Here is a 22,269-nt window from a genome sequence, read left to right as displayed (position 1 = left end):
CCCGCCATGTCCAGAAACCGAAAGGTCATGATCACCTGCGCCGTCACCGGCGCGATCCACACTCCTTCCATGTCGCCTCACCTGCCGATCACGGCGAGCGAGATCGCGGATGCCGCGATCGGCGCCGCCGAGGCAGGGGCAGCGCTGGTGCACGTTCATGCGCGCCATCCCGTCACAGGCAAGCCCGACCAATCGCCCGAGGCTTTCGAGCCCTTCCTGAAGGTCATAAAGCAGCGCTCATCGGCCGTGATCAACATCACCACGGGCGGCGCGCCGACCATGTCGGTGGAGGAGCGGCTTGGCCCCTGTGCGGTTTTCAAGCCGGAGGTCGCCTCGCTCAATATGGGCTCGATGAATTTCGGCCTGTACCCGATGCTGAACCGTTTCAAGGACTTCAAGCATGACTGGGAGCGGCCCTATCTCGAAGGCTCTCATGACCGGATCTTCAGGAACACCTTCAAGGACATCGAAAACATCCTCACGACCTGCGCCGAGAATGGCACGCGCTTCGAGATCGAGTGCTACGACATCGGCCATCTCTACACGCTGGCGCACTTCGCCGAGCGGGGACTCGTCAAGCCGCCCTTCTTCGTGCAGTCCGTGTTCGGCATCCTCGGCGGCATCGGGCCTCATCCCGAGGACGTCTCGCACATGAAACGCACGGCCGACCGGCTGTTCGGCTCGGATTACCAGTGGTCGGTGCTGGGCGCAGGCCGCCACCAGCTCGCCATAGCGGCGCAGGCGGTTGCCATGGGCGGCAATCTGCGCGTCGGGCTGGAGGATTCACTGTGGCTCGGACCGGGCCAGTTGGCCAAGTCCAATGCCGATCAGGTCCGCGCCGCGCGCCAGATCGTGGAGGCGATGGGCCTTGAGATCGCCACGCCCGATGACGCCCGCGCCATGCTGCAACTGAAGGGTGCCGACAAGGTGAGCTTCTAGCCGGCGCTCTGGCTCGAAACGGCCTCCGGGAACTGCCGAGGGCTCAAGCGTCAGCCGCGTCCATGACGCCGCGGCACGAGCCGCAGTCCCAGGCGATGACGCTTTCTGTTGAGCGCTCGCGCAGCATCAGCGAAGTGGCGACCACGACGCCGTCGCTGGCAACTGCCGAGTCTTTAGCCGCCGCTGGATGACAACCCAGTGGCAGTTCAACGCACGATCAGGATTGCTTATCGTAGAAGATCGCGTCCAGCAGCTGCGCAATGTCCTCCTGCCGGAAGGGCTTGGACAGCCTTGGCAGGCGTGGGTCCTCGACGTTGGGCAGTTCGGCATAGCCCGTGGCAAGAATCATCGACAGGCCCGGCCAACGTCCATGGACAATGCGGGCCAGTTCCGCCCCGGTCATGCCGGGCATGGCATGATCGGTGACGATCAGATCGATCGTGCTGTTGCCGTCGAGTATCTTGAGCGCCTCGTTGCCCGAATGCGCCTCAAGGACCACGTGGCCCAGATCCTCCAGCATCGCGACCGTGCCCATGGCCACGAGCGCGTCGTCGTCCACGACCAGAATGGTCAGTGGATCAGGCGCCTGCGGCTGCAGGAGCTCAGGCGCGTCCGGTGGCCTGGCTTCGGTCATGGGGTCAGCCTGGGGCAACCAAAGATGGACTTTGACGCCCTGGCCAGGAAAGCTTTCGATCCGCATCGCGCCGCCCGACTGCATGGCCAGCCCCTGAACCATGGAGAGCCCGAGGCCGGTGCCCTTGCCCACGCCCTTGGTGGTGAAGAAGGGCTCGGCAGCGCGCTTGAGCGTGTGCTCGTCCATGCCCTCGCCCGTGTCGGCGACCGTGATGCAGACATAATGTCCCTCCTTGATATCCTCGGGAAGCTTGCGGTGGGTCCTGGTTGCGGGGGGCACATGCACAGGCTGGGCCGAAATGCGCAGCACGCCGCCCTGGGGCATTGCATCGCGCGCGTTGACCGCCAGATTGAGCAAGGCCAGTTCAAGCTGGTTCACGTCGACGCTGACATCGGGCAGCTGCGGCGGAAGATCGCTTTCGATGCGCACGCCCGGACCCACCGAGCTGGACAGCAACTCGCCGATGCCAGCGAAAAGCTGCGGAATGTTGACGCGCTCTGTCTTCAGGTCCTGCCGCCGCGCGAAGGCAAGCAAGCGCCGGGTGAGCACTGCGCCGCGCTCGGCGCCCTTGATCGCGCCGTCGACAAGCTGGGCGGTACGCATGTCCGGCACGCGCTTGCGGACCAGATCGAGGTTGGACAGGATCGCGGCCAGAAGATTGTTGAAGTCATGGGCCACGCCTCCGGTGAGCTGGCCGATCGATTCCATTTTCTGCGCCTGACGCATGGCCTCGTCGGCGCGCTTGCGTTCGGTGATATCCATCACGATGCCCGCCATGCGGGTTGGCCGTCTCTCGTCATCGCAGCGCACGCGGCCCTTCGCGGCGATCCATCGGAGGCTTCCGTCAGGGCGACGGATGCGGCATTCAAGATCAAGCACGCCGCTCTGCACCGCGTCCTCGAAGGCCTGGCTCGCCAGCGCCGCATCATCATTGTCGACCCGTGCGAGGAACGCCTCCCGGCTCCAGTCGGGGCTCGGCGATTGCAAGCCGAAGATCCTGTCATGCTGCTCCGAGACGCGGGCGACATCGCCCAGAAGATCGATGTCCCAGGAGCCCATCTCGGCCGACTCAAGCGCGACGGACAGGGTCTCGCGTGCGCCTTCGAGTTCGCGGGTGCGCAGCCGCACATGTTCTTCGAGCGTTTCATTCAGGCTGCGCAGATCAGCGGATGCGCGCTCTTCCTCTGCCAGCAGCGCGCGCGCCTGATATTGCCGCTTGCGGGCGCGCAGCGCCATCCGCACCGCGCTCAGAAGCGTCTCCGCCTTGAGCGGGCGCTCGAGCAGCATCACATTGCAAAGGCGGGCGATGAGCTGCGAGACGCGTTCGGGCCGGCGCGCGGGCTGACGGGTCGCAAGGACCAGCACCGGCAGATCGGACCAGGGCGGCTGGCTCTCGCACCATTCCAGAACCGGGTCCATGTCGACATTCGCCAGCGCTTCTTCCGTCGCGATCATGCCCTGAATGTCAGCGCCGAGCAGGGCATCCAGTTCTGCCGCATCCGCGCAGATCCGCGTGGACACGTCCGCCCGCTCAAGCAGCCGCGTGATCACCTCTGCATCTCGCCCCCGCGGCGCCAGAATGAGGAACGGTCCGGGCATGATGCTTCATTCCGCCCCCGGAACGGACGGCATGCCGCGCGCGCCATCGGCCGCCTCACCCCCAGCGATGGCCGGCGGGTTGCGGACTGCGCCGTGATAGGACGGCAAGCCGCTCAGCAACCCGTCGAAATCGCGCAACACCTCGCCCACCTGCAGACCTTTCGGGCTCAGATCGAATTCGCGGATCGAGCGATCATGCGCGCTGGTGCGGCTCTTGATGACCGAGACTGCGGTGCGCAACTCCCCGCGCGCCTCGAAGAAGCGGAAAAGCACGATCGCGTCGCTCAGATAGCTCAGATCGACATCCGAACGGATGTCTCCCACCAGACCATGCTGGCCGAGTATCAGTAGCGTCGTGACGCCCTTCTGGTTGAGATAGCTCAGCAATTCATGCATCAGCAGCAGCAGGAAGAGATCGCCCGGCATGGCCTTGAGGTAGGCATTGAGGCTGTCGACCACGACGACGCTCGCGCCATCTGCCTCAACCATATCCTGGACCCTGACAGCGAACTCTCCCGGGGAAAGCTCGGCCGGATCGACCTGGACGAGCAGGAGCTGGCCGCTCGCCAAATGGTCATCGAGCCCGAGGCCCAGCGCCCTGCTGCGGCTGAGGAACGTGCCGATGCCTTCGTCGAACAGGAAGTAGGCCGCCTTGCGCCCTTCCCGCATCGCGGCCGCCACGAAGCTCATGGCGGTGGTGGTCTTGCCCACGCCTGAGGGACCGCTGAGCAACGTATTGGTGCCCGTTGTGAAGCCTCCGCCGAGCATGGCGTCCAGCCCCGCCGTGCCGCTCGACAGGAGCGAAGCCTGGAAGTCCGCGTGATGGTGCGCAGCGACAAGCCTTGGAAAAACGGTGATGCCGCCGGTGTCGAGGCTGAAGTCGTGATGACCGCCCACATAGCTGATGCCGCGCATCTTGATGACGCGCAGGCGGCGGCGCTCGGCACCGAAATCGCGGGGCACCTGCTCCAGTGAAATCACGCCATGGGCGATGGAATGGAGTTGGAGATCGGTGGGATCGGAGCTGCGATCATCCAGCATCAGCACCGTGCAGCGGCGCATCGTGAAAAACTGCTTCAGGGCCAGGATCTGACGGCGATAGCGCAGCGGATTCTGCGCCAGAAGGCGCATCTCGGACAGGCTGTCGAAGATGACGCGTTTCGGTTGCAGTTCGTCCACACGACGCATCACTTCGCGGGTCGTCTCGCCAAGCTCCACCTCGAACGGATACAGCACCGATTGCTCGCTGTCGGGATCGAGGCCGTACTCGTTGACGAGTTCGAACAGCTCAAGCCCGTCCAGCGACCAGCCATGAGTGGCCGCAGCGGCACGCAACTCGTCAGAGGTTTCCGACAAGGTGATGTACAGCCCCTTCTCGCCCTTCTTGATGCCTGCAAGGAGGAACTGCAGCGCCAGGGTCGTCTTGCCGGTGCCCGGCGTACCTTCCAGCAGATAAAGCCGCTCGGCGGTGAGCCCGCCCTTCAGGACCTTGTCCAGCCCTGGAATCCCGGTTGAGCAGCACTGGTCGGGGTCACGAAGCTGAGAGTTGGCTTGGGGCAGGCGTTTCAATGTCAGAGTTCTCGCGTGCGATGGGGGGCAGCCCGCGGGCCGGGCCGTGATCGAGTCAACTCCGCAACGAGCGACGCAGGCAGCGGTTCCCTCCCGGCCAAAATCGCAATCGTGCCCTGCTCCATGCGCGCGCGGGCCTTGCGGCAGGTTGATTGGCGAGCGGGGTCATGAAGCCCGGACCTTGAGGCCGACAGCAGATGGCGGCGAAGGACCTGACCCATGACATCCGCGCGCAAGGATCATGCAAGGCTCAGCGAAATTGTGCGCAGGTCAGCCCGATTCGAGGTCAATCCTTGCTTCAGGAACCTTGCCGCCGGCGACATCTGCCAGAAGAAATCGGCCATCGATGTGGTGACGGATGCCGACGAGGCCGCCGGGCGCGACATCGCGCTGGCGATCGAGGCGCACCTGGGCCTCGGGCTCCGGACCCTGCTGCTGCCAGGCGATCAGGATGCGATGATCCACTTATGGGCGGGGTCGTTGTGGAAGCGCCAGATGCGGCGCGGGCCGGCCATGACATTGAGATACCACAGATCGTAGCCATGCGCCGCGCCTACCGGGTGATAGCCGCGCGGCACGAGCACAAGGTCGCGGTCCTGGACCAGGATGGTCTCGTCCAGCGAGCGGTCATCGGTGTAGACGCGCTGCACGGCGTAGCCCTGCGCGGGCAAGAGGCGGTGGTAATAGCTCTCCTCAAGCTGCGACTCGTCCGGAAGCGCGTCACGGTCGTGCTTGTGGGGCGGGTAGCTCGACCAGTTGCCGCCCGGCGTCACCACCTCGACCACCAGCAGGTTCTCTGCATGGGGCGATGTGTCGGGCAGGATGTTGCGGACATGGCGCGTGTTGGCGCCCTTGCCGCGCGTCTCCTGGCCCACTTCCGAGGCCGGGATCAGGCGCGGCGGAAGCCTCCCCTCGGCCGGCGCGGAACAGATCGCCACCTCGCAGTCGCTTTCCGCCACCAGTTCGACAACAAGGCCGGGCGGCGCATAAAGCGAGGAGGGGTCGCCCTGGAAGGGACCGCCCCGGCCGCCGATGATGCCGAAATCCAGTCCGCCCACCTTTGCCCGCACCGTGCCCGCCACCATGACGAAGCACAGCTCCCGGCCCTTGCCTTCGCGCGCAAGGCTTTCGCCCGCGCTGAGGTCGATCACCTCGAACCCGACATGGGTCCAGCCGGCATTCTCGGGCGTGAGGCTGTGGACAGGCAGGCCAGAAGCCAGAAGTGGCCGGCGCAGCAACTTGCTCATGTCGACAACCCTGACTGTGCGAGGAAACGCTTGAGCGACGCCACGCCCTTCCGGGCATAGGTCAGCGGATGGGCCTTGAGCGGGTCCTGCTCGGCCTCGACGATGACCCAGCCATCATAACCCGCCAATTCGCGGAATACGGCGACGTAATCCACCATGCCGTCGCCCGGCACGGTATAGACGCCATGCTCATCGCCCTTGCCCAGAATGGCGTCGAGGAAGCTCCAGTCTCCGGCACGGGCCTTGGCCATGATCGGTTCGCGCACATCCTTGGCGTGAAAATGGCTGATGCGCGGGCGATAGCTGCGCGCCAGCTCCGCCGGATCGCTGCCGCCCCAGGTCGCGTGGCCCGTGTCCAGCAGGAGGTTCACGGCCGGCCCGCAACCGTCCATGAACGCCGCGATATCGTCGCGGCTCTGGACGATCGTGCCCATGTGGTGATGGTAGCACAGGCGCAGCCCCTCCTCCGCAAGCCGGTCTGCCAGTTCGGTCATGCGCGCGCAAAAGCCGCTCCACTCGCCGGGAGCCAGCCGAGGGCGGCGCGACAGCGGCGTGGTCCGGTCGCCATGGATGGCGTTGGAGGTTTCGGCGACGATGAAGACATCGGCGCCCATCGCCCTGAGCAAAGCGCGGTGGGGCGCGGCGAGCGCGAATTCCGTGGCCGCGTCGCGCCGCAGCAGCTCCACCGAATGCCAGCCGCCGACACAGGCCATGCCGAAGGGCGCGAGAGCGGCCTTGAGCGCAGAGGCCTCGCGCGGGAACTTGTGGCCCAGCTCCATGCCTTCGAACCCGGCCTCACGCGCTTCGGCGAGGCAGGTCTCCAGCGGCGTGTCGCCGCCCACCTCCTGCAGATCGTCATTGGACCAGCCGATGGGGTTGGCGCCGATGCGGATGGCCATGTGCTAGTCTCCCAGTCGCTGCGCCTTGCGCGCCGTTTCATAGCGCTTGCGCGCCGCCCTGACCTGATCGCGCTCGGACACTTCCGGCACGGCGACATCCCACCATGCGCCTCCGGCGCCGGTCGAGGCCAGCGGATCGGTGTCGATGACGATCACCGTGGTGCGCTTGGCCTTGCGTGCCTTTTTCAGCGCGCCCTCCAGCTTTTCGATGCCGGAAACCTTGCTCGACAGCGCGCCCAGCGAGGCGGCATGAGCCGCGAAATCGATGATCGGCAGCTCGACGTGGGCCGTGTTGCGCAGGAGATTGTTGAAGGAGGCGCCGCCGGTGGCGACCTGCAGCCGGTTGATGCAGCCATAGCCGCGATTATCGAGCACGACGATGGTGAGGTTCATGCCGAGCATGATCGAGGTCGCGATCTCGGAATTCATCATCAGGTAGGAGCCGTCGCCCACCATCACAGTGACATGGCGAGCCGGGTCCGCCATCTTGACGCCGAGCCCGCCGGCGATCTCGTAGCCCATGCACGAGAAGCCGTATTCCATGTGATAGCCGCCCGGCGCCCCGGCATTCCACAGCTTGTGGAGTTCGCCGGGCAGCCCGCCGGCGGCGCAGACGATCACGTCGCTGGGCTCGGACTGTCGCTGGACCGCCCCGATCACCTCGGCATCGCTGGGCAAGACTGCCGCCATCTCCGGCGCTGGCCCGGCGACGCGCGGAGCCACCGCCTTCTGCGCTTCCGCCAGCCAGCTCGCCTTGCGATCGGCGGCCCTGCCGGTCCATCCGGCCGGGGCGCGCCAGCCCTCAAGCCCCTGCGCCAGCCTTTCAAGGCCCACCTGCGCATCGCACACCAGCGCCTGGGCGCGATGCTTGCCTGCATCGAAGCCCGCCACGTTGAGCCCGATGATGCGCGCGGCGGGATTTTCAAACAGGGTCCATGAGGCCGTGGTGAAATCCTGAAGGCGCGTGCCGATGGCAAGCACAAGGTCCGCCTCACGCGCCATGGCATTGGCTGCGCCGGTGCCGGTCACGCCGATGGCGCCGAGATTGAGCGGGTGCGCGGCGGGCAGGCTCGACTTGCCGGCCTGCGTCTCGGCGCAAGGCACGCGGTGAGTCTCGCAGAAGGCAAGCAGGCGCCGTTCGGCCTCGCTGTAGAGCACGCCGCCGCCGGCCATGATCAGCGGCTTCCTGGCAGACTTGATGAGCGCGAGCGCGGCTTCAAGCTCCATTCGGTCGGGCTCGGGGCGGCGTGGCAGCCACAGCTTCTCCTCGAAGAAACTCAACGGAAAATCGAAGGCTTCGGTCTGCACATCCTGGCACAGCGCCAGCGTGACCGGGCCGCATTCCGCAGGATCGGTCAGCACTTGCAAGGCGCGGTTGAGAGATGGAATCACCTGTTCGGGCCGCGTCAGCCGGTCGAAATAGCGCGAGACGGGTCGAAAGCAGTCATTCGCCGAGATCGTGCCATCGCCGAAATCCTCGATTTGCTGAAGCACGGGATCAGGCCTGCGGCTGGCATAGACATCGCCTGGCAGGAGCAGCAGCGGCAGCCGGTTGACATGCGCGACAGCGGCCGCCGTGACCATGTTGGTCGCGCCGGGGCCGATCGAGGAGGTGCAGGCCATCATGCGGCGTCGGCGCGAGGCCTTGGCGAAGGCGATGGCGGCATGGGCCATGGCCTGCTCGTTATGCGCCCTGAAGGTCGGCAGCCTGTCCCGCGCCGCATGCAGGGCCTCGCCCAGACCGGCGACGTTGCCGTGGCCGAATATGGCGAAAACGCCGGCGATCAGGGGCTGGCTCTCGCCGCCGATCCGGGTGCGCTGGGCGGCCAGCGCCCGCACGAGCGCCTGCGCCATGGTGAGCCTGATTGTCTTCATCAGCGCGATGCCTCCAGCTTGCCCGCGTCGAAGGCGGCGACCATCTGCGCGAAGCGGCCCTGCATGAGCGCGACCGCGCCGTGATCTTCGAGGCCGCCCGACAGCCAGCCCGACAGCGCCTCGCGGAAAACGGCCCGGCCGCCGACACAGCCGATCACGAAAGGATGGCGGGCCGCCAGCGTCATCTCAGCCGCCGCCTCGACCGAGCGGGCGATGACCACGACGCCGCGGCAACGGGGATCATGCCGGGCGATCACGCGCCCGATGGAATTCCAGCCGGGGGCATCGGCTTGCGCCTCCAGAAGCCAGTGGTCCGGCTTGAGGCCCACCGCATAAAGCCGCTCCAGCATGGCGGCGGCGCTCCCGCCTTCGGGCGCGAGCGCCTCGATCATGGTTTCGCGCCGGCCGGCCAGGCACACGGCCATCACCTGCGCGATCTGCGGCAGGCGCATATCCAGCGAGGTGCGCGCATCCGGGCGGCCATTGGCGATCAGCTTCACGACATGGCTGGCGGGCCACTCGACCGGGTTCTCTGCGAAGGCATCGAGCCGGTCATGGGGAAACTGCCGGGCAATCCACAGCCCTTTCGCCTCGGCCTCGAACAGGGCCTGCCGGCCGAGCGCGCTGTCGAGGAACATGCCGAAGCCGTCGCGGCCCTGCGCCACGGCGAGGCAGGCCGCGACGGCCAGTTGCTTGAAGGCCGGAATGCGGGCCGGGTCGGCGCCGCATTGCAGCGCCACAGGCTCCAGATCCGCCGCGCCATGATCAATCGAGAGCAGGCGCAGGCTGGCCGGGCGCGGCCGGCGCGTCGTCGCGTGGTGGATGTGGTTGAGCGTGGCATCGCGCCGGAGCGCGCGGTGGGGCGAGCCATGCGCGAGGAAATGCTCGAGTTCAGCGAAGGTCGGGCTCTCGGGCGAGCACAACAGGCGCGACACGGCGAAGGCGCCGCAGGCATTGGCATAGGCGCAGGTGGTTTCCAGCGTTTCGCCGCGGAGCCAGCCCCTCAGGAAGCCCGACATGAAGGCGTCGCCCGCGCCAAGCACGTTGTAGACCTCGACCGGAAAGCCGGGCCCGCGCACGCCGTCCCCGATGTCGGCAGGAATAGCGCCGGGGAAGGCCACGCAGCCCATGGGCCCGCGCTTGCAGACGATCAGCGCCGCTGGCGCGAGCGCGCGGACGGCGCGCAGCGCGGCGAGGGTGTCCTCCGAGCCACCGGCGATGTGCAGTTCCTCCTCCGTGCCCATGATCAGGTCGCAGGAGGGCACAATGGCCTGCAAATGCGCCGTCACCGTCTCGGAGCGGACGTAACGCTCCTCGCCCGCGCCGTGACCGGCCAGGCCCCACAGATTGGGGCGATAGTCGACATCGAACACGACCTTGCGGCCATGGGCCCGGGCGATGGCGATGGCGCGCCGCTGGGCTGCCGCCGTGTTCGGTTGGGCGAAATGGGTTCCGGTGACGACGATCGCGGCGGCCGAGGCCACGAACCCTTCGTCGATGTCGCTCTCGTCGAGCGCCGCGTCGGCGCAGTTCTCGCGCACGAAGATCAGCGGGAAGGTGCGGTCGTCGCTGACGCCGAGCAGCACAAGCGCAGTCAGGCGCGCCGGATCGGTGCGGATGCCCTCGGTTGCCACGCCCTCGCGCTGCATCTGCTCGCGGATGAAGCGGCCCATATGCTCGTCACCGACCCGCGTGATGAGCCCCGAACGCAAGCCGAGCCGGGCCGTGCCGATGGCGATGTTGGCCGGGCAGCCGCCCACGGCCTTCGAGAAGCTGGCCATGTCTTCAAGGCGACCTCCGATCTGCTGACCATAAAGGTCCACGGAGGAGCGGCCGATGGCGATGACATCGAGAACGGGTTGATCGGTCATGGTCCGGGTTCAGGGCTCCAGCGGCTCGGCGCCCACGCCGACCACGGTCTGGTCAAGGTCGATGTTGGCGCCCGTCATCAGGCCCGATTCCGCCGATGCGAGCCAGGCGCATGTGCGAGCCACCTCCGCCGGGTCGATGAGGCGGCCGAACGGCCTGTCCTGCACGGCCTTTTCGAGCCAGCCATCCTGTGCGCCATGATACTGGCGCATAACGCGCTCCTCGCCAGGCGTGTTCATCCAGCCGATGTTGAGGCCGTTGACGCGGATGCGGTGGCGGATCAGCGCATGGGCTGTGTTACGCGTCAGCGTGGCGAGCGCGCCCTTGCTGCTGGAGTAGGCCGCGAGGAAGGGCTGCCCGCCATGGGCTGACATGGACTGGATGTTGATGATCGAGCCGGCAATGCCTTCGCGCAGCATGATCCGCGCGGCCTCCTGCATCAGGAAGAACGGCGCGCGCACGTTGACGTCGAACAATTCGTCGAAGCGCGCTTGAGTGGTGTCGAGGATAGTGCCGCGATCGGTCAGGCCGGCAGCGTTGACCAGGACATCGACCCGGCCGAAGCGCGAATCGGCTGCGGCGACCACGGCGCGCGCGTCGGCCACCCTTGCAAGGTCGGCGCGCACGAACACGGCTTCGGCGCCGAGGGCGGCGAGCCGTTGCCGCACAGCCTCGCCCCGTTCGGCATTGCGTCCGCAGATGACGATTCCGGCTGCGCCGCGCTCGGCAAACAGGCAGGCAATGGCCTCGCCCAGCCCCTGCGTGCCGCCGGTCACCAGCGCTATCTTGCCATCGAGGCGCGCGCCTTGCCCTGTCGTCATGCCGTCAATTCCCCCGTGCACAGGCTTGCCAAGCGGTCTGCATCGTGCCGCTGATGAACGGCATCAAATCAGAAGCTGGCCTGTCGGGCAAAGCGTGATATGTAGCCGTCAAACAAAAAAGGGCCGGGGAGGCTGGGTTGATATCAGTCGGATTGCTGGGCGCGGGCCGCATCGGCCGCATTCATGGCGCGAACGTCGCCGCCTCGCCCGAGGCGCGGCTGGTTGCCGTCGCCGACGCCGTGCCTCAGTCGGCCGAGGCCCTGGCCCAAAGCGTCGGCACCCGCGCCGCCAGCGTCGAAGCCATCATCGCGGCGCGCGACATTGACGCGGTGCTGATCTGCTCGCCCACCGACACCCATGCCGATCTGATCGAGGCGGCCGTGGCCGCAGGCAAGCACGTCTTTTGCGAAAAGCCGGTCGATTTGTCCTCAGATCGGATCGTGAAATGCCTTGAGCGTGTCGAGGCTTCCGGCAAGGCGCTGATGATCGGATTCAACCGGCGCTTCGACCCCAACTTCGCCGAGGCCCGCCGCCGCGTGCAGGCCGGCGAGATCGGAGCGGTCGAACTTGTCACCATCATCTCGCGTGATCCGTCCCCCCCGCCCGCCAGCTATGTGGCGCGCTCGGGCGGGCTGTTCCGGGACATGATGATCCATGACCTCGACATGGCCCGCTTCCTGCTCGACGAGGAACCCGTGGAGGTCCATGCGGTGGGCTCCTGCCTCGTCGATCCCGCCATTGGACAGTTGGGCGATGTCGATACGGCCGCCGTCCTGCTCAAGACGGCGTCGGGCAAGATTGCGCAGATCTCCAATTCACGGCGCGCCAGCTATGGCTACGACCAGCGGTTCGAGGTGCATGGCTCCAGGGGCATGGTGCGCGCACAGAACGTGCCGCTGACCACGGTCGAGGTGGCGACCGGGCAAGGCTTCATGGCCGACCCGGTGCTGCCCTTCTTCCTTGAACGCTATGCGGCCGCCTACCGCGCCGAGCTGCAGCATTTCATCGGCTGCATCGTGGCGGGCAAGGCGCCCTCGCCATCGGGCCTCGACGGGCTCAAGGCGCAGCAACTCGCCGATGCCGCAACCAAATCCCACCAGAGCGGCCAGCCGGTCCGCCTCGGAGCCTGAGCCTCATGCGCCGCCCTGCCCTCACCGAGGCCGAACTGACGGCCCGCTTCCACGCCATGGCCGGCATCGCGGCCGAGCTTGGCCACCTCGCCTTGCGCTATTTCAACGATCAGGCCTCTCTGGGCACCCAGATGAAGGGTTTCCAGGATTTCCTCACCGAGGCGGATGGAGCCGTGGAGGCCCTATTCCGCAAGCGCATCGCCGAGGCCTTCCCGGGCGACGCGGTGATGGGGGAGGAAATGGGCGGGGGCGACTCCGACCGGCTCTGGATCATCGATCCGATCGACGGAACCGCGAACTTCGCCCGGGCCGACCGGCTGTGGTGTGTGTCGATCGGGTTCGTCGAGGGCGGCGTGCCGATGCTGGGCGTGATCCACGCGCCCGCCCTCGATGAAACCTATCTGGCGCGCAAGGGCCACGGCGCCGCCATGAACGGCAAGCCGCTGCGCGTGGCCTCCACCACCGACATCCGGCGCGCCACGGTCGAAATTGGCTGGTCGCCGCGCCTTGCCGCCGCGCCCTATCTCGATGCGGTGAGCCGCTTCCTGGCCGCCGGCGCGAATGTGAAGCGCAGCGCCTCGGGTGCCATGGGCATCGCCCATGTCGCGATCGGGCGCACCGATGGCTACGCCGAACTGCACATCAACTCGTGGGATGTGGCCGCCGGGCTGGTGATCGCGGCGGAGGCGGGCGCGCGCATCAATGATTTCTGCTCGGGCGAATGGGTGGCCAGGGGCAATCCGATCCTCGTGGCCACGCCGGCGCTGTGGGACGAGGTCCATCACGCCAGCGGCATCGCCTCAGCGCCGCGTCCTGCCGGCTGATGCGCCCATGATTGACAGAAGGCCGGGCACCTGATGATCCTCGGTGCAGGAACGAGGCTGCCAAAAACAGGCCATCCAGGGAGACGACAACATGTCCATGACATTGAAGGCCAAAAGCATCGCCTTCGGCGCATTCGCCGCCATGGCGCTCGGCGCGGCCGCCACGCCCGCCTCCGCGCAGGGCGAAGTGGTGGTGTACTGCTCGGTGCAGGAGGAATGGTGCCGGCCGATGATGCAGGCTTTCGAGCGCAAGACCGGCATCAAGGTGTCGATGACGCGCAAATCCTCCGGTGAGACCTATGCGCAGATCAAGGCCGAGGCGGCGAACCCGCGCGGCGACGTGTGGTGGGGCGGCACAGGCGATCCGCACCTGCAGGCGGCCGAAGAAGGCATCACCGAGGCCTACCAGTCCCCCACGCTGTCCGAGCTTCAGGACTGGGCGCGCCGGCAGGCCGAACAGTCCAAGTTCCGCACTGTCGGCATCTATGCCGGCGCGCTCGGCTATTCGTTCAACACCCAGCAGCTTGCGCGGCGCAACCTGCCCGAGCCGAAGTGCTGGGCGGACCTCGCCAAGGCCGAGTACAAGGACGAGGTGCAGGTGGCCGATCCGAACTCGTCGGGCACCGCCTATACCAAGGTGGCGACGCTTGTGCAGCTGATGGGCGAGGCCAAGGCCTTCGAATTCCTCAAGGCCATGCACAAGAACGTCAACCAGTACACCAAGTCCGGCGCAGCGCCCGCCCGCGCCGTCGCCACGGGCGAGAGCCTGATCGGCATCACCTTCCTGCACGATGCGGTGACGCAGGCCGTGCAGGGCGCTCCCGTGAAGGTCGTCGCGCCATGCGAGGGCACAGGTTACGAGATCGGCTCGATGTCGATCATCAAGGGCGCGAAGAACATGGATAACGCGAAGAAGTTCTATGACTTCGCCCTGTCCGCCGAAGCTCAGGCCATCGGCGCGGTCGCAAAGGCCTATCAGGTGCCGTCCAACAAGAGCGCGCCGACACCGCCCGAAGCACCAAAGCTCTCGGAGATCAAGCTGATCGACTACGACTTTGCCAAGTATGGCTCATCAGCGGAGCGCACGCGCCTGCTGGCCAAATGGGACGCCGAAGTGCGGAACGCGCCGAAGCGCTGACAAAGAAAAAACAGGCCGGGGGGCCGGGCCTTGCGCCGTCGCAGCGCAGACAAGGGCGTGATCGATCTGGGCGCGGCGCTCGTCGCCGCTGCCTTTTTCGTCATGGCGCCATGGGCCTTCGTCGGCGACGGCCGTTCCGGGCTGGCCTGGGTGATTGATGGGCGCTGGCCGATCGCCCTGCCCATGCTCGCGGCGGTGGCGGCGGGCATTCTCGCTCTCAAAGGCGCGTCCGCAGCCAGGCCACGCCTCATCGCCGGCGCTGCGGGCGCCGTTCTCCTGCTCGGCTATGGCTTCCTGCCTGGGCTGTTCGACGGCCGCCCACCGCTGGCGCTCGGGCTCGGCGCGGCGGTTCTCGCCGCGACGCTGACCTGGCAAGGGGCACGCGCCCTCGCGGCCGCCGGAGCCTTCAAGGCCGATCGCTGGGTTGCGACGACGACCGTGTCGATCTTCGCTTCGGTGCTCCTGTTCGTGTTCTATCCGATCATCATGGTGCTGCTGAATGCCGTGCTCGACCGCTCAGGCGCTGTCGACCTTGAGCTTGCAGCCTCGCGGCTTCTTGCTCCAGACATCTGGGCAATCGGCTGCTTTTACTCCGCCCGCTCATGCGGCGTTGTGATCAACACGGTCTGGCTTGGGCTGCTGGCGGGCGGGCTGTCCACCCTGCTCGGCCTTGCCTTCGCGCTGCTCGCGCAACGTGGCGGGATGAAGAACACCAAGCTGTTCGACGCGTTGTCGATCCTGCCCATCATCACGCCGCCCTTCGTCATCGCGCTGGCGCTGGTGGTGCTGTTCGGGCGCACCGGCATCGTCACGACGTTCCTCGACAACTGGTTCAACATCCCGCGCTCGCGCTGGATCTATGGGCTTCCCGGCGTGCTCATCGCGCAGGTGCTGTCGCAGACGCCGCTCTCCTACCTCATCCTGCGCGGCGCGCTGCAGGGCATCGCTCCCTCGCTCGAGGAGGCGGCGCAGACGCTGCGGGCCAAGCGCTGGCACACGTTCCGGACCATCACCTGGCCGCTGCTGCGGCCAGCCATCGCCGCCTCCTGCCTGCTCGGCTTCGTCGAAAGCCTCGCCGATTTTGGCAATCCGCTTGTGCTGGGCGGCTCCTATGAAGTGCTCTCGACCAAGATTTTCTTCGCTGTGGCGGGGGCCCAGCATGATCCGGGACGCGCCGCGATCCTGGCGCTGATCCTCCTGGTGCTGACATTGTCGGTTTTCTGGATGCAGGTGGCCTGGCTCGGCAAGAGCTCCTACGTCACCGTGACCGGCAAGGGCGACAATGGCGTGCCGCCTCCCCTTCCCAAAGGCGTGCGCTATGCGGCGCTCGGCGTCGTGGTGCCGTGGGTCATCCTCACCATAGTGCTTTATGGCATCATTCTGGTCGGCGGCTTCGTGCAGGATATCGGCCGGGGCGCAATGACGCCCACCATCGCGCATTTTCACACGGGCTTCGCCGTCGAGTGGACAGAACGTGGCCTGTTCTTCTCGGGCTCGGCCTGGGACAGCTTCTTCGTGACGGTGATGGTGGCCAGCATCGCCGCCCCGATCACGACCGTTGTCGGCATCCTGACCGCCTATGTGCTGACACGGCATGACTTCATCGGCCGGCGAGCCTTCGAGTTCGTCACGATGCTGGCCTTCGCCATTCCGGGCACGGTCATCGGCGTCGCCTACATCGCGGCCTTCAACGTGCCTCCCGTGGAGCTTGCCGGAACGGGGCTCATCCTCATCATCTGCTTCGTGTTCCGCAACATGCCCGTAGGGGTCAGGGCCGGCATCGCAGCGCTGAGCCAGATCGACAGGTCGCTGGACGAGGCGTCCACCACGCTGGGGGCGCGGACCGGAACCACCGTGCGGCGCGTGACGCTGCCTTTGCTGAAGCACGCCATCATCGCCACGCTGGTGTTCTCCTTTGTTCATGCCATGACGGCGGTGAGCGCCATCGTGTTCCTGGTCACCGCCCGCTACAACATGGCCACGGCCTACATCGTGAACCGGGTGGATGCGGGGGAGTATCCTCTCGCCATCGCCTATTCTTCCCTGCTCATCGTGTTCATGCTGGCCGTCGTGGTGGCGATCCAGCTCCTCGTGGGCGAACGCAAGCTCGGCCGACGCGGCGTCGCGTCCAATCCCGTCACCCTCGGAGCCCGTTGATGTCCCGCGCCGCCTCCGTCAGCTTTCGCGACGTGTCCAAATTCTATGGCAGTGTCGGCGCGGTGCGTGGCGTCTCGTTCGAGGTGGAGGCAGGCACGCTGGTGACGCTGCTCGGCCCTTCCGGCTGCGGCAAGACGACCACGCTGCGCCTTGTGGCCGGCCTCGAACTGGCCACGAGCGGCGCCATCCTGATCGGCGACGAAGATGTGACGCGGCTGGGCGCGGCCGATCGCGATGTATCGATGGTGTTCCAGAGCTATGCGCTGTTCCCGCACATGAATGTGCTCGACAATGTGATGTACGGCCCCCTCGCCTCCGGCGCCAAGCGGACCGAGGCGGAGGCGATGGCCCGCGAGAAGCTGGCGCTGGTGGGGCTGAAGGGATTCGAGGAGCGGCTGCCCGCCGAGATGTCGGGCGGCCAGCAGCAGCGCGTGGCCGTGGCGCGCGCCATCGTGCTCGAACCGCGCGTCTTGCTGTTCGACGAGCCGCTGTCGAACCTCGACGCCAAGCTGCGCCGCAAGGTCCGCGACGACATCCGTGACCTTCAGCAGCGGCTTGGCCTCACCGTGCTTTATGTCACCCATGACCAGGAAGAGGCGCTGGCCGTCTCCGACAAGGTCATCGTGATGGACAACGCCGTGATCGCGCAGGAAGGCACGCCGGAAGACCTTTATGAGCGGCCGCAAAGCCGTTTTCTGGCCGACTTCATCGGTGAAGCGAACCTGATCGAGGGCGAGTTCCGCCGCAGCGAGGCGGGGACCGTGTTCATGGCAGGGTCCACGCCGCTGGCGCTCGGCTCCTTCGCGCCGCCGCCGGGCGCCGACATGATCGCGCTGAGGCCTGACAGGATCGGTCTTGCGCCCGCGCCGGATGGGCTTCTCGCCATCAGCCGCCGCGCCTATCTCGGTCATGCCTGGGAGTACACGCTCGATGCGCCCTGGGGTGAGGTTCTGGTCCTCGCGCCGGCGCTTCTGCCGCCCCTGCCCAAGGGCGAGAAGGTCGACATCGTGATCGATTCGAGGGCCGTGATAGCCCTCACATCATCGCCGCGCAGCTGAAACGCGGCTGCGCGACGGCATGGCGCTGACGATCGAGACCTCATCGCTGCCTCTCGACATCCTGCGCGACTTCAAGCGCATCGTCGCGCACCTTGCCAATGTCGCCTGCCCGATCCTCGAGGCCTCCGGCCAGCTGCGCGAATCACGCCTCCCCTGATCAGGCCGCGAGGAACTGCATTCGCTCTGGCGAAAGCGACACGGTGACGGCATTTCCAACCTCGACCAAGCCGCTGATGCTCTGGAACGGGGCCTCGACGGTGACCTCGCTTTCGCCAAGCGTCACGCTGTAGCGCACCGTGGCGCCGAGGAATTCGCGGTGGGCCACGGTTCCGGTCATGCCGCCCATGGCGGCGCGGCCGGCAGGCTCGAGCCCGGCATATTGCGGGCGGAACACCAGCCTGACGCCCTTGCCGGCGGCGACGCCGGCTGGCATCGGCAGGGTCGCGCCGCCCTTCAGCGCGAAGGCCCGGTCAAGCCCCCGGGTGATCACCTCCCCATCGAGGATGTTGGCTGCCCCAAGGAAGCCTGCGACGAAAAGATTGGCAGGGCGCTCATAAAGCTCCATCGGCGTGCCGACCTGCTGGATGATGCCGTCATTCATCACCGCGATCCGGTCGCAGATGGTGTTGGCCTCCTCCTGGTCATGGGTGACGAAGATGGTTGTGAGGCCCAGCCGCTGCTGCAGATCTCGCAGCTCGCGCCGCACCTGCACGCGCATCTTTGCGTCGAGGTTCGAGAGCGGCTCGTCGAGCAGCAGCACCTTGGGCTCCACCACCACCGTGCGCGCCACCGCGACGCGCTGCTGCTGGCCGCCGGAGAGCTGGCTCGGCCGGCGCTCGGCAAGATGGGCGAGCCCGACCAGTTCGAGCGCTCCCTTGACGCGGCGCTCGATCTCGGCGCGCGGCACCTTGCGTTCCTCAAGCCCGAAGGCGACATTCCGCGCCACGCTCATGTGCGGCCACAAGGCATAGGACTGGAAGACCATGCCGACATCGCGCTTCCACGGCGGCAGCGCCGAGATATCGTCCCCGCCGATGGTGACGCGGCCCGACTGGGCGGTGTTGAAGCCGGCGATGAGCCGCAGCAAGGTTGTCTTGCCGCAGCCCGAGGGCCCCAGAAAGGCGAAGAACTCGCCGGGCCTGACCTCGAGGTTGATGCTCTTGAGCACATGGGTGGCGCCATAGGAGAGATTGACGTTCTCGACCTGAACGCCAGCCGCCCGTGCCCTCGTCGCCGCTTCGATGGCCATGATCCGCGCCTCAGTGCTTGACGCCGCCGGACCGCTCGCGGTCCAGCAGCCAGTGTGACAGGTAGGTGCAAAGGCCCACGATCACGACTGCGATCATGCCCAGCGCAGCGCCCGGGCCGCGCCCGGCGGGGGACTGCATATAGACATAGAGCCCGTAGGCGAGCGGCGCGTCGGAGGTGTTCTGCACGAGCATCATGGTCGCGGAGAGTTCGACCGAAGCTGTGCCGAAAGCCGTGACGAAGCCGGCAAGCATGCCGCCGGCCATGAGCGGCAAAAGGATGCGCCGCACGGTGCGGGCCTTGGTGGCGCCGAGGTTCTCGGCTGCCTCCTCAAGCTGGGGCGAAACCTGCTGGAGGCCAGCCGTGCAGGCCCGCAGAGCATAGGGCAAGCGCCTCACCGCAAGCGCGATGACGATCATGAACCAGAAGGTGGCCAGCGATTGGCCGGACGGGAGCGTGACGCCGTAATAGGTGCGCAGATAGCCGATGCCGATGACCACGCCGGGCACCGCCAGCGCGCCCATGGCCAGATAATCAAGTGCCTGCCGGCCGGGAATCTTCGTCCGCTGCACCAGCCAGGCGATGGCCGAGCCGATCACCACCGAGATCAGTCCGGCCAGGGTGGCGTACAGCAGCGTGTTCCAGATGAATTGCGGGCTTTCGGCAAAGACCTTGCCGTAATGCACGGTTGTGAAGCCATCGGGAAGCGGCGAGAAGGACCAGATGGTGGCGAAGGATAGCAGGATCAGGCCCAGATGCGGCGCCAGCGTGAGCGCCAGTATGAGCAGCACAACCCCATAGGCGAAGACCTTGTCACGGGCCTTCATCCGGCGCTTGGCGAGCCCGCCGCCGCCGCGCTGCACGGTGGCGTAGTCTCGCCCGCGCGTGGCCAGAGTGGCGATCCACATCGCGCCCATCGAGACGGTGATCAGCACGACCGAGATGACATAGCCCATCGGGTCGCTCAGCCCGATCGAGGTGATGCGCAGATAGGCCTGCGGCGCCAGCATGTCCTTGACGTTGAGCAGCAGCGGCGTGGCGAGGTCGTCGAAGACCTTGATGAAGACCAGGCTCGCGCCCGCGACATAGCCCGGCATGGCGAGCGGAAACACGATCCTGCGGAAGAGCCGGAAGCCAGATGAGCCGAGGTTCTGGGCGCTCTCCTCCATGGCCCTGTCGATGTTGGCCAGCGAGGCCGAGACATTGAGCAGGATGAAGGGAAAATAGTGGATGGCCTGAAGCAGGATGACGCCGTTCAACCCTTCCATGAACGGGATGTTGATGCCCAGCCAGTCTCCCAGCAGGAGGTTGATCGACCCGTTGCGGCCGAACAGGAGCTGCATCGCCACGGCGCCGGCGAAGGGCGGCATGATCAGCGGGATCACGCCCAGCGTCTGGATCATGATCGCGCCGCGGAACTGGAACCGCGAGGTGATGTAGGCCAGAGGCAGCGCGAACACAGTGCCCCAGGCCACCGACATGGCGGAGACGTAGAGCGAGTTCCAGAACGAGCGCATGAACAGGTCATTGCGCAGGAAATCGGCGAAGTTCACGAGGGTGAAGCCGCCCGTGCGTGTGTCGATGAAGGCAACGGCAACCACAGTCACGACTGGGATCACGAGAAACAGCAGCAGGAACAGGGCCACTGCGCCCGCAACGAGATATTGCGCGAGCGGAATCGCTTGCCGGCGCGGCGAGGCGATGAGCATGTCGGTGGAAGCTGGCAGGGCTGTCATGACGCTCCGCGCCTTGCGGCCAAGTTGGAGATGCGGCCAGGCTCAGCGCTGGATGCCGCGGCCGGCAGGAACAGGAGCCGGACCGCGCGCTGTGGCGCGGCCCCGCGCAACGGTGCGATCAGGGTGCCAGCCTGGCCGCTTCGCCGACCTTGGCGAGGGCTGCGGCGTAGTTCTCCTTGGCGAAGCTCGACCACTTCTGCTCGAGCTCGGCCTGGCGCGGGGCCTTGGCCTGCGCGGTGGAGCCCTTGAAGGAATCGAGGATCTCGTCCGAGACGGCCTGTTCGGCGGTGATGGGCATGGCGGCGATCAGCCTGCGCGCCTCGGCGATCAGCGCCCGCGCCTGGGGGTTGTCGCGACGGGCCAGCCTCGCCTCGACATCGTGCATGGCCTTGGTCACCGCCTTGAGCGGTTCGAGGTTGAAGGTGACGAGCTGGTCGAACAGCGTGTCCACCACATTGTAGCGCTTGCCCGAGACGCCGACATCGAACTGGAAGCCGGGAAGGCCGACGGAGCCCCTGAACGGGTTGGGGTAGCCTTCAGGCGCTTTGGCATAAATGGCCGGGTTGACCGGCAGGCGGCTGATGGCGGGCTGAAGCAGAAGCTCCTGCCCGGCATCGGACAAAAGATAATTGACGAAGGCGCGCGCGCCGGCCTGGTTAGGCGCGTTGGCGATGATGGCCACATTGGCCGGCACGACCGTGGAGACGGTGGGGTAGACGAACTTCACGGGGAAGCCAGCCGCGCGGGCCGAAAAGCCGAAGAAGTCGATGACGATGCCGAGGCCGACCTGGCCGGAATTGACCGCATCGGGCACGCCGAAGGAGCGGTCCGTGACCGAGCGCATGTTGCCGGAGAAGGCCTTCATCGTGGCCCAGCCCTTGTCCCAGCCCTCTCCTTGCAGGATCGTCTCGACCGTAAGGTGGGTGGTACCCGAGCGGGAGGGCGTGGTGATCATCACATGGTCATAGTATTCGGCCTTCGCGAGATCGGCCCACTCCTTGGGCTCGGCCAGACGGTTGGCGCGCAGGTAGCGCTCGTTCCACATGATGCCATAGCCAGAGGCCGCGAAGCCGAAATACATGCCCTGCGGATCGGTGATGTTGTAGGGACCGATCTTCTCGGGGATGCCGGTGGCGGCAGGCTTGTAGGCCTGCAACAGGCCTGCCGTCTTCAGCACCTCGAAGGCGTCGGGCGCCGAGGCCCAGAAAAGGTCGACCTGGTTGTTGGCCCGCGTCTCCTGCACGAAGCGGACGCCGGCATTGGTGTTGCGGTTCTGAACCTCGAGCGTCACGCCCGGAAAGGCGGCTTCGAAGCCCTTCTTGAACGGGTCGGTGACGTCCTTCGAAAACGAGGTGACGACAGTGACCTTGCCTGTGGGCGCCTGCGCGAAAGACGGAGCAGACAGCCCAAGAGCTACTGTCACGACGGTGGCGGCGAGCAATTCGCGACGCTGAAACATGATGATCCTCCCTGGATGCCGAGGCGTTAGCCTCGCTTTGCGACAGTCTGGCGACAGCGCGCGGCGA

The 22,269-nt window shown here is 66.6% G+C and carries 18 protein-coding genes; 7 read left to right on the top strand and 11 right to left on the bottom strand.

All coding sequences use genetic code 11. The features are described 5' to 3' along the window. Positions 1-6: 6 nt before the first annotated feature. A complete protein-coding gene (locus tag HEQ16_09665) occupies positions 7-939 on the top strand; it encodes a 3-keto-5-aminohexanoate cleavage protein (protein ID MCO4054299.1) in 933 nt (310 codons plus the stop codon). 217 nt (positions 940-1,156) lie between these two features. Here the strand turns inward: HEQ16_09665 and HEQ16_09660 are convergent, their stop codons facing one another. The 8 genes from HEQ16_09660 to HEQ16_09625 form a co-directional block, all read right to left on the bottom strand. Beyond that, positions 1,157-3,172 carry a response regulator gene (locus HEQ16_09660; protein ID MCO4054298.1) on the bottom strand — a complete coding sequence of 672 codons (2,016 nt, stop codon included), beginning with the start codon at positions 3,170-3,172 and terminating at the stop codon, positions 1,157-1,159. Between the two features lie 6 nt (positions 3,173-3,178). Then, on the bottom strand, positions 3,179-4,732 hold the full coding sequence (locus HEQ16_09655; GenBank protein MCO4054297.1) for an AAA family ATPase: 1,554 nt from the start codon (positions 4,730-4,732) through the stop codon (positions 3,179-3,181). Positions 4,733-5,011: 279 nt separating this feature from the next. Continuing rightward, entirely contained in the window at positions 5,012-5,206 is a 195-nt protein-coding gene (locus tag HEQ16_09650; protein ID MCO4054296.1) for a hypothetical protein, read from the bottom strand. Then, entirely contained in the window at positions 5,188-5,988 is an 801-nt protein-coding gene (gene iolB / locus HEQ16_09645; GenBank protein MCO4054295.1) for a 5-deoxy-glucuronate isomerase, read from the bottom strand. Before iolB ends, HEQ16_09650 begins: the two co-directional genes overlap by 19 nt. Then, positions 5,985-6,887: a myo-inosose-2 dehydratase gene (gene iolE / locus HEQ16_09640; GenBank protein ID MCO4054294.1), complete on the bottom strand. Its 903-nt coding sequence runs from the start codon at positions 6,885-6,887 to the stop codon at positions 5,985-5,987. The genes iolB and iolE overlap by 4 nt, the downstream gene beginning before the upstream one ends. Before the next feature lie 3 nt (positions 6,888-6,890). After that, positions 6,891-8,762 carry a 3D-(3,5/4)-trihydroxycyclohexane-1,2-dione acylhydrolase (decyclizing) gene (iolD, locus tag HEQ16_09635; GenBank protein MCO4054293.1) on the bottom strand — a complete coding sequence of 624 codons (1,872 nt, stop codon included), beginning with the start codon at positions 8,760-8,762 and terminating at the stop codon, positions 6,891-6,893. Next, complete coding sequence (gene iolC / locus HEQ16_09630) at positions 8,762-10,633, bottom strand: 5-dehydro-2-deoxygluconokinase (GenBank protein MCO4054292.1); 1,872 nt, start codon at positions 10,631-10,633, stop codon at positions 8,762-8,764. Before iolC ends, iolD begins: the two co-directional genes overlap by 1 nt. A gap of 9 nt (positions 10,634-10,642) precedes the next feature. Beyond that, positions 10,643-11,452, bottom strand: a complete 810-nt coding sequence (locus HEQ16_09625) for an SDR family oxidoreductase (protein ID MCO4054291.1) — start codon at positions 11,450-11,452, stop codon at positions 10,643-10,645. Between the two features lie 137 nt (positions 11,453-11,589). Between HEQ16_09625 and iolG the strand changes: the two genes are divergently transcribed. The 6 genes from iolG (at position 11,590) to HEQ16_09595 (ending at position 17,916) form a co-directional block, all read left to right on the top strand. Continuing rightward, positions 11,590-12,582 (top strand): inositol 2-dehydrogenase, encoded by a 993-nt coding sequence (iolG, locus tag HEQ16_09620; protein ID MCO4054290.1) that lies wholly within the window; start codon positions 11,590-11,592, stop codon positions 12,580-12,582. Positions 12,583-12,587: 5 nt separating this feature from the next. After that, a complete protein-coding gene (locus HEQ16_09615; GenBank protein MCO4054289.1) occupies positions 12,588-13,406 on the top strand; it encodes an inositol monophosphatase in 819 nt (272 codons plus the stop codon). Between the two features lie 97 nt (positions 13,407-13,503). After that, entirely contained in the window at positions 13,504-14,544 is a 1,041-nt protein-coding gene (locus tag HEQ16_09610; GenBank protein ID MCO4054288.1) for an ABC transporter substrate-binding protein, read from the top strand. Positions 14,545-14,646: 102 nt separating this feature from the next. Continuing rightward, entirely contained in the window at positions 14,647-16,701 is a 2,055-nt protein-coding gene (locus tag HEQ16_09605) for an iron ABC transporter permease (protein ID MCO4054287.1), read from the top strand. After that, positions 16,701-17,759 (top strand): ABC transporter ATP-binding protein, encoded by a 1,059-nt coding sequence (locus HEQ16_09600; GenBank protein MCO4054286.1) that lies wholly within the window; start codon positions 16,701-16,703, stop codon positions 17,757-17,759. The genes HEQ16_09605 and HEQ16_09600 overlap by 1 nt, the downstream gene beginning before the upstream one ends. Positions 17,760-17,778: 19 nt before the next feature. Continuing rightward, positions 17,779-17,916 carry a hypothetical protein gene (locus HEQ16_09595; GenBank protein ID MCO4054285.1) on the top strand — a complete coding sequence of 46 codons (138 nt, stop codon included), beginning with the start codon at positions 17,779-17,781 and terminating at the stop codon, positions 17,914-17,916. On the opposite strand, the gene HEQ16_09590 is transcribed toward HEQ16_09595, so the two are convergent. The 3 genes from HEQ16_09590 to HEQ16_09580 form a co-directional block, all read right to left on the bottom strand. Next, a complete protein-coding gene (locus tag HEQ16_09590) occupies positions 17,917-19,008 on the bottom strand; it encodes an ABC transporter ATP-binding protein (GenBank protein MCO4054284.1) in 1,092 nt (363 codons plus the stop codon). A gap of 10 nt (positions 19,009-19,018) precedes the next feature. Continuing rightward, positions 19,019-20,716, bottom strand: a complete 1,698-nt coding sequence (locus HEQ16_09585; GenBank protein MCO4054283.1) for an iron ABC transporter permease — start codon at positions 20,714-20,716, stop codon at positions 19,019-19,021. A gap of 145 nt (positions 20,717-20,861) precedes the next feature. Next, on the bottom strand, positions 20,862-22,202 hold the full coding sequence (locus tag HEQ16_09580) for an extracellular solute-binding protein (protein MCO4054282.1): 1,341 nt from the start codon (positions 22,200-22,202) through the stop codon (positions 20,862-20,864). Positions 22,203-22,269 lie beyond the last annotated feature (67 nt).

Origin of the sequence: Bosea sp. (in: a-proteobacteria) (assembly GCA_023910605.1) — a bacterium.
Lineage (GTDB): Bacteria > Pseudomonadota > Alphaproteobacteria > Rhizobiales > Beijerinckiaceae > Allobosea.
Note: the sequence above shows the minus strand (reverse complement) of the source record. Positions and strands in the feature narration are given on the sequence as shown.

Coding starts and splice junctions, on each gene's coding strand:
- iolE (MCO4054294.1), bottom strand. CDS start 6,887: ATGGCCATCCGCATCGGCGCCAACCCCATCGGCTGGTCCAATGACGAT.
- iolD (MCO4054293.1), bottom strand. CDS start 8,762: ATGAAGACAATCAGGCTCACCATGGCGCAGGCGCTCGTGCGGGCGCTG.
- HEQ16_09605 (MCO4054287.1), top strand. CDS start 14,647: ATGGCGCCATGGGCCTTCGTCGGCGACGGCCGTTCCGGGCTGGCCTGG.
- HEQ16_09585 (MCO4054283.1), bottom strand. CDS start 20,716: ATGCTCATCGCCTCGCCGCGCCGGCAAGCGATTCCGCTCGCGCAATAT.
- HEQ16_09660 (MCO4054298.1), bottom strand. CDS start 3,172: ATGCCCGGACCGTTCCTCATTCTGGCGCCGCGGGGGCGAGATGCAGAG.
- HEQ16_09580 (MCO4054282.1), bottom strand. CDS start 22,202: ATGTTTCAGCGTCGCGAATTGCTCGCCGCCACCGTCGTGACAGTAGCT.
- iolC (MCO4054292.1), bottom strand. CDS start 10,633: ATGACCGATCAACCCGTTCTCGATGTCATCGCCATCGGCCGCTCCTCC.
- HEQ16_09615 (MCO4054289.1), top strand. CDS start 12,588: ATGCGCCGCCCTGCCCTCACCGAGGCCGAACTGACGGCCCGCTTCCAC.
- HEQ16_09665 (MCO4054299.1), top strand. CDS start 7: ATGTCCAGAAACCGAAAGGTCATGATCACCTGCGCCGTCACCGGCGCG.
- HEQ16_09600 (MCO4054286.1), top strand. CDS start 16,701: ATGTCCCGCGCCGCCTCCGTCAGCTTTCGCGACGTGTCCAAATTCTAT.
- iolB (MCO4054295.1), bottom strand. CDS start 5,988: ATGAGCAAGTTGCTGCGCCGGCCACTTCTGGCTTCTGGCCTGCCTGTC.
- HEQ16_09595 (MCO4054285.1), top strand. CDS start 17,779: ATGGCGCTGACGATCGAGACCTCATCGCTGCCTCTCGACATCCTGCGC.
- HEQ16_09610 (MCO4054288.1), top strand. CDS start 13,504: ATGACATTGAAGGCCAAAAGCATCGCCTTCGGCGCATTCGCCGCCATG.
- HEQ16_09590 (MCO4054284.1), bottom strand. CDS start 19,008: ATGGCCATCGAAGCGGCGACGAGGGCACGGGCGGCTGGCGTTCAGGTC.
- HEQ16_09625 (MCO4054291.1), bottom strand. CDS start 11,452: ATGACGACAGGGCAAGGCGCGCGCCTCGATGGCAAGATAGCGCTGGTG.